At 63.5% G+C, this 8,391-nt stretch carries 9 protein-coding genes and 1 riboswitch; of the genes, 7 read left to right on the plus strand and 2 right to left on the minus strand.

The window, feature by feature from the left end:
* The first annotated feature begins 203 nt into the window (after positions 1-203).
* From Q7V46_RS00905 to Q7V46_RS00915, 3 genes are read left to right on the plus strand one after another with little or no spacing between them, the layout of a single operon-like run.
* Entirely contained in the window at positions 204-770 is a 567-nt protein-coding gene (locus Q7V46_RS00905) for an HAD family hydrolase (RefSeq protein WP_304911616.1), read from the plus strand.
* A complete protein-coding gene (lptC, locus tag Q7V46_RS00910; protein ID WP_304911617.1) occupies positions 767-1,426 on the plus strand; it encodes an LPS export ABC transporter periplasmic protein LptC in 660 nt (219 codons plus the stop codon). The genes Q7V46_RS00905 and lptC overlap by 4 nt, the downstream gene beginning before the upstream one ends.
* A gap of 36 nt (positions 1,427-1,462) precedes the next feature.
* Positions 1,463-2,257 (plus strand): SDR family oxidoreductase, encoded by a 795-nt coding sequence (locus Q7V46_RS00915; RefSeq protein WP_304911623.1) that lies wholly within the window; start codon positions 1,463-1,465, stop codon positions 2,255-2,257.
* A gap of 179 nt (positions 2,258-2,436) precedes the next feature.
* Here the strand turns inward: Q7V46_RS00915 and Q7V46_RS00920 are convergent, their stop codons facing one another.
* Entirely contained in the window at positions 2,437-2,853 is a 417-nt protein-coding gene (locus Q7V46_RS00920; protein WP_304911618.1) for an RNA-binding protein, read from the minus strand.
* A 492-nt stretch (positions 2,854-3,345) separates the two neighbouring features.
* Positions 3,346-3,421, plus strand: a riboswitch (SAM riboswitch).
* A 50-nt stretch (positions 3,422-3,471) separates the two neighbouring features.
* Here Q7V46_RS00920 and Q7V46_RS00925 point away from each other — a divergent pair.
* Positions 3,472-4,905 (plus strand): homoserine O-acetyltransferase, encoded by a 1,434-nt coding sequence (locus Q7V46_RS00925; RefSeq protein WP_304911624.1) that lies wholly within the window; start codon positions 3,472-3,474, stop codon positions 4,903-4,905.
* A complete protein-coding gene (metW, locus tag Q7V46_RS00930; protein ID WP_304911619.1) occupies positions 4,898-5,479 on the plus strand; it encodes a methionine biosynthesis protein MetW in 582 nt (193 codons plus the stop codon). Before Q7V46_RS00925 ends, metW begins: the two co-directional genes overlap by 8 nt.
* Positions 5,480-5,495: 16 nt before the next feature.
* On the opposite strand, the gene Q7V46_RS00935 is transcribed toward metW, so the two are convergent.
* Entirely contained in the window at positions 5,496-6,170 is a 675-nt protein-coding gene (locus tag Q7V46_RS00935; RefSeq protein ID WP_304911620.1) for a transglutaminase family protein, read from the minus strand.
* 324 nt (positions 6,171-6,494) lie between these two features.
* Here Q7V46_RS00935 and Q7V46_RS00940 point away from each other — a divergent pair, with 324 nt between their 5' ends.
* Both Q7V46_RS00940 and Q7V46_RS00945 read left to right on the plus strand, forming a co-directional pair.
* Entirely contained in the window at positions 6,495-7,019 is a 525-nt protein-coding gene (locus Q7V46_RS00940) for a chemotaxis protein CheW (RefSeq protein ID WP_304911621.1), read from the plus strand.
* A gap of 49 nt (positions 7,020-7,068) precedes the next feature.
* On the plus strand, positions 7,069-8,391 hold a 1,323-nt coding region (locus Q7V46_RS00945), incomplete at its 3' end, for a methyl-accepting chemotaxis protein (protein ID WP_304911622.1).

The raw sequence follows: 8,391 nt of genomic DNA on the forward strand, positions 1-8,391 counted from the left end.
GCGCTACCGATACCCGGTGCCGCTCAGTTCCTTATCGACGCTGGAAGGCGGGGTGGGGGCAATCTTCGCCAGTCGGTCAGTGCCGTTAGCCGGTATTTCAGGCCCTCCACCCCAACACCTCAACCATACAAGCCGGTTCCGCGGCGCCCTGGGCTTGCATTGCCTAGTTCGGTACATTTCTCCTCCCCGGTTAGCATCGGCCCATGTCTCCTGATCTGCCACCGCTGCGTCCTTCACTGAACTTTGCGCCCGAACTGCTGTTGCGCGCGCAAGCCGTGCGTGTGGTTTTTTTTGATGTGGACGGTGTGCTCACCGATGGAGGTCTTTACTTCAGCGAAGCAGGCGAGACGCTCAAGCGCTTCCATACCCTGGACGGGCATGGGATCAAGCTGTTGCAGCGTGCGGGCATCACCCCCGCGGTGATCACGGGACGCGATTCACTGGCCCTGCGGAGACGGCTCGAAGCCCTGGGGGTGGTGCATGTCCGCTATGGCACGGAAGACAAACGTCCAGCCGCCGAGGCCATTCTGGACACGCTGGGCCTGGCGTGGTCGGACGCGGCAGCCATGGGCGATGATTGGCCCGATCTCCCCATGCTGCGTCGCGCAGCGCTCGCATGTGCGCCAGCCTCTGCCCATCCCGAAGTGCTGGCGGTGTCTCACCACATCACCCAGCGCGCCCCCGGCATGGGTGCAGTCCGTGAACTGTGTGATGTGCTGCTTGTCGCCAGTGGTGTCTATGGCCGTGAACTGGAGGCGGCGTCGCGATGAACAGTACCTTGCCCTTGGAGCCATTGAATAATGCCGCTCCGCGTGTGGTCAAGAAGCGGGCCTACCAGGTCTGGGATCAGGTTTCGATCTACCTGCCGGTCCTCCTGATGGGGTTGCTGGCGATGGCCTCGTATTGGCTGCTGCGCGCCACGCCGATGCCCGAGGCGTTACCCGAAGAGCGGGAACTGACTCATGAGCCTGACTATTACATGCAGAGGTTCTCGGTCAAGGTCTTTGACGTGAATGGTCGTATCAGATCCGAGGTGTATGGCGCAGAAGGACGGCACTACCCCGACACGGACACACTGGAGATCGACAAGGCGCGCATTCGAAACTACAGCCCGGAGGGACAACTGACCACCGCCACCGCGCAGCGTGTGACCAGCAACGGCGACAGCACGGAGTTCATTCTCGAAGGCGATGCGATTGTGGTGCGGCAGGCAGGCAAGAACGCCGCTGGCAAGCGATTGCCCCGACTGGAGTTTCATGGCGAATACCTGCGTGTGCTCACCAAATGGGATGCGCTCATATCCGACCAGCCGGTGCTGCTCATCCGTGACACGGACCAGATGCGCGCCGACAGCCTGCTGTACCGAGGTGACCGCCAGGCCGCCTTGCTCAAAGGGCGGGTGCAGGTCCAGATGCAGCCGCGATGAATGAACGCCCTTTCACCCAAGCCGGATGACATCCGCATGTCCCAGCCACCGCTTGTTTTCATCACCGGCGCTTCCAGTGGCATAGGCCAGGCGCTGGCAGCCCGGTTTGCGCAGGCGGGCTACCGGCTGGCGCTCGTGGCGCGGGGCACAGGCAACATGCAGGCCTGGGCCGATGCGCAGGGACTGGGCGTCGATCGTTGTCGGATCTACGGCGCGGACGTGAGTGACACCGACAACCTCGTGGCGGCCGCTCAAACCTGCCTGGGGGTGCAAGGGGTACCCGATGTGGTGATCGCCAACGCCGGCATCAGCATCGGCATGGACACGGCCGAACGTGAAGACATCAACGTGATGGCCCGCACTTTTGCGACCAACAACACAGGACTGGCCGCGACTTTCCACCCCTTTGTCGATGCCATGCGTGAACGGGGCAGTGGCAGGCTGGTCGGCATCGCCAGCGTGGCGGCGATTCGCGGCCTGCCCGGGCATGGCGCCTATTGCGCCAGCAAGGCCGCGGTGGTGGCTTATTGCGAAAGCCTGCGAGGTGAACTGCGGGGGAGTGGCGTGTCGGTGGTGACCTTGCTGCCCGGCTACATCGACACGCCGCTGACCCGCCAGAACCGCTATGGGATGCCGTTCTTGATGAGCGCGGAAGCGTTTGCCGAGCGGGCTTTCCATTCGATCGAAGGCGGGGTCAGCTACCGCGTGATTCCGTGGCAGATGGGGGTGGTGGCGAAGTTGCTGCGCCTGCTGCCAAACCCGCTGTTCGATCGCCTGCTCGCAGGCCGACCCCGTAAACATCGGCAGAAGCGCACCGCCTCAAACCGCTGAGCCGATGGAATGAAAAATACCGGTGCCTGCGTGTGCACCTTTGGTGCTGCATCTGGTCGGTGATGCCGGTGGGTTTCCTGGCGAGTTTTCGGGTACCGGCCACAAAAAAGCCCCAGGATGAATCGAGGGGCTTTCGTCTGAACCCGGTTTGCACCAGGTCAGTGATTCAGCGCTGTGGTTCAGTAGCCACCGCGGCCACCGCCGCCGCCGCCACCTTCACGACGACCACCGCCGCCGTAGGGGCTGCGGAAACCGCCGTCGCTGCCGCCACCGCCGCCAAAGCCACCACCACCGCTGCGGCCGCCACCGCCGCCAAAGCCGCCACCACCCGAACGGGGAGGACGCGCTTCCATCGGACGGGCTTCGTTCACCACCAGGCTGCGACCGCCCAGCGACTGACCATTCATGCCTTCGATGGCGGACTGGGCTTCAGCATCGCTGCCCATTTCCACAAAACCAAAACCTTTTGAGCGACCTGTGTCGCGCTCCATCATGACTTTGGCGCTGTTGACAGAGCCATAAGCGCCGAAAGCCTGCTGCAGGTCTTCGTCGCGCACGGTGTAAGGCAGGTTGCCCACGTACAGTTTGTTGCCCATTGTTGGGACTCCTAATAACACTGAGAAAAATAGCGATGGAGCCCCGTTAGCAAACAAACCTGTAGCACGCGAAACCAACCGATCACTTGTCAAGCGAGGTTTTTAGACCCACGCCGGCACATTATGCGCCGAATGCCCCGGAACGAAAGACTTTTTTGTCGGCGGTGCTGGCCGTCTTTTGGGTCGATGCGCCGATACAACACCCCTGGGCTTGTCGGCTGGTGACTGCGGTCAACAGGCAGAGATCCACCCTTCGGCGGCGGCCAGTCCATGCACACCAGCACGTTTCAAAGCACGCCTCGAATAAACGCTTCTGGCCAGGTCAGAGCCTGCTTGGCCACCCCACGGGCTCGAACCGCCGGGCTGCCCCGTATGGCGCGCAGGCGTCGGAGCCGCAGGGCTCAGGCATGAACTTTCCCAGAGTGCGCGGGACTGGACGTGTTCACTGAGGCTCGGGTGCTGCATGGGCACAGGCAGGTGGTTCAATTTATACTGCTCCCCAGCGCCGATTTGTTCCGGATTGCGGGCGCTTTAAAAATGCCGCTAAAGGGGAGACTCCCGGTCTCGCACCTTGCGGCACCGGGTTTCTTTTTTGGGGCCTTGTCCGGCCCGAGGTGCATCCAGGTGATCGTCACACCCCAAACTCGCCGCTTCACCGAGCCGCTCCCGCTGCAAAGTGGCGCGGTGCTGCCGGCCTACGAACTGGTCTACGAGACCTACGGCACGCTCAATGCCGCGCGCACCAATGCCGTGCTGGTGTGTCACGCGCTCAATGCGTCGCACCACGTGGCTGGCTGGCATGCAGACGCTGGCGGTCAGCCGCTGGCGCGCAGCGAAGGCTGGTGGAACAACATGATCGGTCCCGGCAAGCCGGTGGACACGGATCGGTACTTCGTGGTGAGCGTCAACAACCTGGGCTCCTGCTTCGGCAGCACGGGCCCCACACACATCAACCCAGCCACCGGCCAGCCTTGGGGGGCCGATTTTCCGGTGGTCACGGTGGAGGACTGGGTGCACGCGCAGGCACGCCTGCTGGATGAGCTGGGAATCGACGTGCTGGCGGCCGTGATGGGGGGCAGCCTGGGGGGCATGCAGACCCTGTCGTGGACGCTGCAGTACCCCGAGCGCGTGCGGCATGCGGTGGTGGTGGCCAGCGCGCCCAACCTCACAGCCGAGAACATCGCCTTCAACGAAGTCGCCCGCCGCGCCATCGTGACCGACCCGGACTTCCACGACGGGCATTACCTTCGCGAAGGTACGCTGCCCCGGCGCGGCCTGCGCATCGCCCGCATGATCGGTCACATCACCTATCTCAGCGACGACGTGATGAACGAAAAGTTCGGCAGGAACCTTGCCCCCACGCTCCCCGCTGCGCGTGGTTCGCTGCCCCCCAAGGGGGCTGATCCGGCTTGGGGCGGCCCGGCGCCGGATCGCGCTGCTTCCCTGGCCCCCACGCAACCCGCTGCGCATGGTTCGCTGCCCCCCAAGGGGGCTGATCCGGCTAGGGGCGGCCCGGCGCCGGATCGCGCTGCTTTCCTTGCCCCCACGCAACCCGCTGCGCATGGCTCGCTGCCCCCCAAGGGGGCTGATCCGGCTTGGGGCGGCCCGGCGCCGGATCACGATGCTCTTCTCGATGCCTACCGCTACTCCACACAGGACGTGGAATTCCAGATCGAGAGCTACCTTCGCTACCAGGGCGACAAATTCAGCGAGTACTTCGATGCCAACACCTACTTGCTGATCACGCGCGCACTCGACTACTTTGACCCCGCGCGTGCTTTTGAGGGCAACCTCAGCGCGGCCCTGGCCCGTGCGCGTGCGAAGTTCCTGTTGATCAGCTTCACCACCGACTGGCGTTTCTCGCCTGCGCGCAGCCGCGAGATCGTCAAAGCCTTGCTCGAGAACCGGCGCGAGGTGAGCTACTGCGAGATCGATGCACCCCATGGGCACGACGCCTTCCTGCTCGACGACGCGCGCTATCACCAGGCGGTGCGGGCGTACTTCGACCACACCGTGGGTGCTGCGCTGACTGGTGAGGTGACCCATGGCTGAACACGATGTGATGAATTCCATTGCACGCCTGGTGCCGACCGGCTCGCGGGTGCTGGACCTGGGCTGCGGCGACGGAGCGCTCATCGCCCACCTGCAAGCCACACGCAACTGCACCGGCTACGGGGTGGAGATCGACGATGCCAAGGTGCTCGCCTGCATCAAGCGTGGCGTGAATGTCCTGCAACTCAACCTGGAAGACGGCTTGACCATGTTCGAAGATGACGCCTTCGACGTGGTGTTGCAGATCGACACCTTGCAACACCTGCGCAACACCGACACCGTGTTGCGCGAGACAGCGCGGGTGGGGCGCATCGGCGTGGTCGCCTTTCCCAATTTCGCCCACTGGCCCAATCGGCTGGCGGTGCTGCAGGGTCGCATGCCCGTGACCCGGCGCCTGCCCTACCAGTGGTACGACACGCCCAATATCCGGGTGGGCACGCACGCCGACTTTGAAGTGCTGGCGCGCAGCTGCGGCCTGACCATCGTCGACAGCTTCGGCCTCCACCAGGGACAGGAAGTGCGAAGGCTGCCCAATCTGATGGCCAGCACCGCGGTGTTCAAGTTTTCAAACTGAGGCGCTTCGAGGCGCGTCAGCCACCCGGTTTTTCGCGCGCTGCGTCGGCCGCGAAATCACCCTCCATGTTTGGGCCACTGGCCGAAATGCCCGGATAGGTCTCTGCAAAGGCAGCCCGGATCTGTGCCAGCGGCAGATCGTCAAAGCTGCCTCGCTCGTTCACGTAGGTCATGTGCTGGTTGCCGGCCCGATCGAACGGGTGGTAGAGCGAATCGTGCACACCGTCGAACGCCAGCGGCAGCAGACCAAATTTGTCACACAGCCCGATGTTGAAGGCGGGCGTGGCCTTTCGCCAGGCGCCGTCGATCCAAAGCTCGGTGTAGCCGTGCCAGATGAACACATCCGTGCCCATGGTCTTGCGCAGGCGTTCGGTGGACAGGTGGTTCTTCACGTCGGCAAAACCCAGCCGCGCAGGAATGCCGGCTGCGCGCGCCACCGCAGTGAGCACCACGGCTTTGGGCACGCACCAGCCGTACCCCTGCTGCAATGTGGTGCTGGCACGCATGCCGTGATCGGTGAGGTCAATGCGGTAGGGGTCGTAGCGCAAGGTGTCGCGCACCGCGAGGTAGAGCGAAACGGCCTGCTCGCGCGGCGTGTTGCCAGTTGCATGGCGCCGAGAGAAATCCTGCACGGCACGATGGTCGCTGTCGATAAAAGGGGTGGCGGTCAGGGGTTGGCGGTGTAAGGGCATGGCGGGAAATTAACAGAACCTTGCTCGGATGGTTCGACGCCTTCGGGACGCGGCCGTGGGCTGCCGGCCTTCGCACCGGGTGGGCAGATGCCGTGTTTCATCGGGTTGATACCACCCGCTGACCTGAACTGGAGATCGCGGGTCTGGGCCCAGGCCTTTGCCTCGTCTTGGTTCGCCCGGTTCCCCGCATGCGAACCAAGGTACTCAAACCGGGCTTGAAGCCGGGTTTTGCCCTGACTTTGTGGACTTTATTGCGACTTCAGTTGGCGCCAGGGTGGCCGATATTCCATGCACCAACCCGTTTTTTTATCGAGGACTTCCACCATGGACATGCGCAACGACGCCAATCACATCGCCCGCCACGACAGCGCGCGCGCCGCCGCCCAGAAGGCCGCTGCCGAATTCCTGACCTTCCGCCTGGGCGGAGAGGAATACGGCATCGACATCCTGCGCGTGCAGGAGATTCGCTCATACGAAGAGCCCACGCGCATCGCCAATGCGCCGCACTTCATCAAGGGCGTGGTCAACCTGCGCGGCGTGATCGTTCCTGTGGTGGACCTGCGCATCAAGCTCGGCTGCGACAAGGTGGAATACAACGGCTTCACCGTGGTGATCGTGCTCAACGTGCACGGCCGCGTGGTGGGTGCGGTGGTGGACTCGGTCTCCGACGTGCTCGAACTCGCTGGCGATCTGATCAAGCCCGCGCCTGAGATGAATTCCACCATGGACACCGGATTCATCACCGGGATTGCCAGTGTGGGCGAACGCATGCTGATCCTCATGGACATCGAAGCCCTCATGTCCAGTGCCGACATGGGCCTGATGGACACCAGCCAGGTGCTGCAGTAACCGCTTCCCTGTTTCCTTTTCTCTCTCTCTGAAGCCACAAGGAGCCGGCATGAGTCCGTCCGTTTCAAAAACCCCGTCCGTTGCACGTCGCGTGGCCCTGTTGTCCGTGGCGTTGCTGGCGAGCGTGCTTGTCGTGGTCAGTACCGTCATGGCCTTTGCCATGGAACGCAGTGCCCGCGAGCGGCAGGTGGTCTGGACGGGCGACAAGGCCGAGTCGATTGCCGGCTCTATCGATGCATTTGATGGCACCGCCCGGATGATGACCGACCGGGCGTACAAGCCCTTCCGCCAGAAGTTTGCCGACAAGTTCGACCTCGACGAAGAAGCCGGCATGCTCAAGGGCTGGGGCATGTTGCTCAACAACGACTTCACCGAGGTGGACAGCTTCCACGCCCAGAACGGTGGCGTGGCGACCATTTTCATGCGCAAGGGCGATGACTTCGAGCGCATCAGCACCTCGCTCAAGAAAGCCGACGGCGAGCGCGCCATGGGCACGCTGCTGGACCGCGCCCACCCGGCGTACCCACTGATGATGGAAGGCAAGACATATACCGGGCGTGCCGTGCTGTTCGGCAAGCCCTACATGACCCACTACGAGGCCGTGCGCAACGATGCGGGTGCCGTCGTGGGCATTCTGTTCATCGGCTTTGACATCGCCGATTTCCAGGTCTCGCTGGACAAGCTGGTTCGTGAGGCGAAGTTTTTCGAGTCCGGTGGCACCTATGTCATCGATCCCCGCCAGTCGAACGCCGACGCGCTGTTCGTTTCCCACCCCACCGCCGCCGGCAAGAAGGTGCTTGAAGTGAACCCGCAGGCCGACGCTTTCCTGACCGGGATGCGCAATTCCCCTGATGGTTTTGTGAGCGACGCCGCCGCCCTTTTCAATGCCAATGCCACTTCACCCTGGGCCGTCATGCGTTCGTCGCAGGCGGGTGGATGGTGGGTCGTGGCCGAGGTGTCCGACAACGAGGCCATGGCCTCGTTCTGGGAGTCCATCTACGCGTTCTGGGCCATGCTGGCCGCCGTCACGGCACTGCTGGGAGGGGCCATGTACGCCCTGGTGCGCAGCAACGTGAGCCGCCCGCTGGCAGACCTGACCGTTGCGGTCACCACGGTGGCTCATGGCGACCTGTCCCAGACTTTCCGGTCCGACCGGAAAGACGAAATCGGTGTGCTGGTGCGAGAGGTGGAGAACATGCGGCAGCGCTTCGTCACCATTGTTCGCGACCTCCGCAGCGCGACCGACAGCATCAACACGGCCTCGATGGAGATTGCCTCGGGCAACCAGGACCTGAGCGCGCGCACCGAGCAGGCCGCGAGCAACCTGGAAGAAACCGCAGCCAGCATGGAGCAGCTCACCAGCACGGTGCGC

It is taken from the genome of Hydrogenophaga sp. (genome assembly GCF_030651625.1).
Taxonomy (GTDB): Bacteria; Pseudomonadota; Gammaproteobacteria; order Burkholderiales; family Burkholderiaceae_C; genus Hydrogenophaga.

Excerpts from the sequence above, each read along its gene's own strand:
- Q7V46_RS00905 (WP_304911616.1), top strand. The coding sequence starts at position 204 with ATGTCTCCTGATCTGCCACCGCTGCGTCCTTCACTGAACTTTGCGCCC.
- lptC (WP_304911617.1), top strand. The coding sequence starts at position 767 with ATGAACAGTACCTTGCCCTTGGAGCCATTGAATAATGCCGCTCCGCGT.
- Q7V46_RS00915 (WP_304911623.1), top strand. The coding sequence starts at position 1,463 with ATGTCCCAGCCACCGCTTGTTTTCATCACCGGCGCTTCCAGTGGCATA.
- Q7V46_RS00920 (WP_304911618.1), bottom strand. The coding sequence starts at position 2,853 with ATGGGCAACAAACTGTACGTGGGCAACCTGCCTTACACCGTGCGCGAC.
- metW (WP_304911619.1), top strand. The coding sequence starts at position 4,898 with ATGGCTGAACACGATGTGATGAATTCCATTGCACGCCTGGTGCCGACC.
- Q7V46_RS00935 (WP_304911620.1), bottom strand. The coding sequence starts at position 6,170 with ATGCCCTTACACCGCCAACCCCTGACCGCCACCCCTTTTATCGACAGC.
- Q7V46_RS00940 (WP_304911621.1), top strand. The coding sequence starts at position 6,495 with ATGGACATGCGCAACGACGCCAATCACATCGCCCGCCACGACAGCGCG.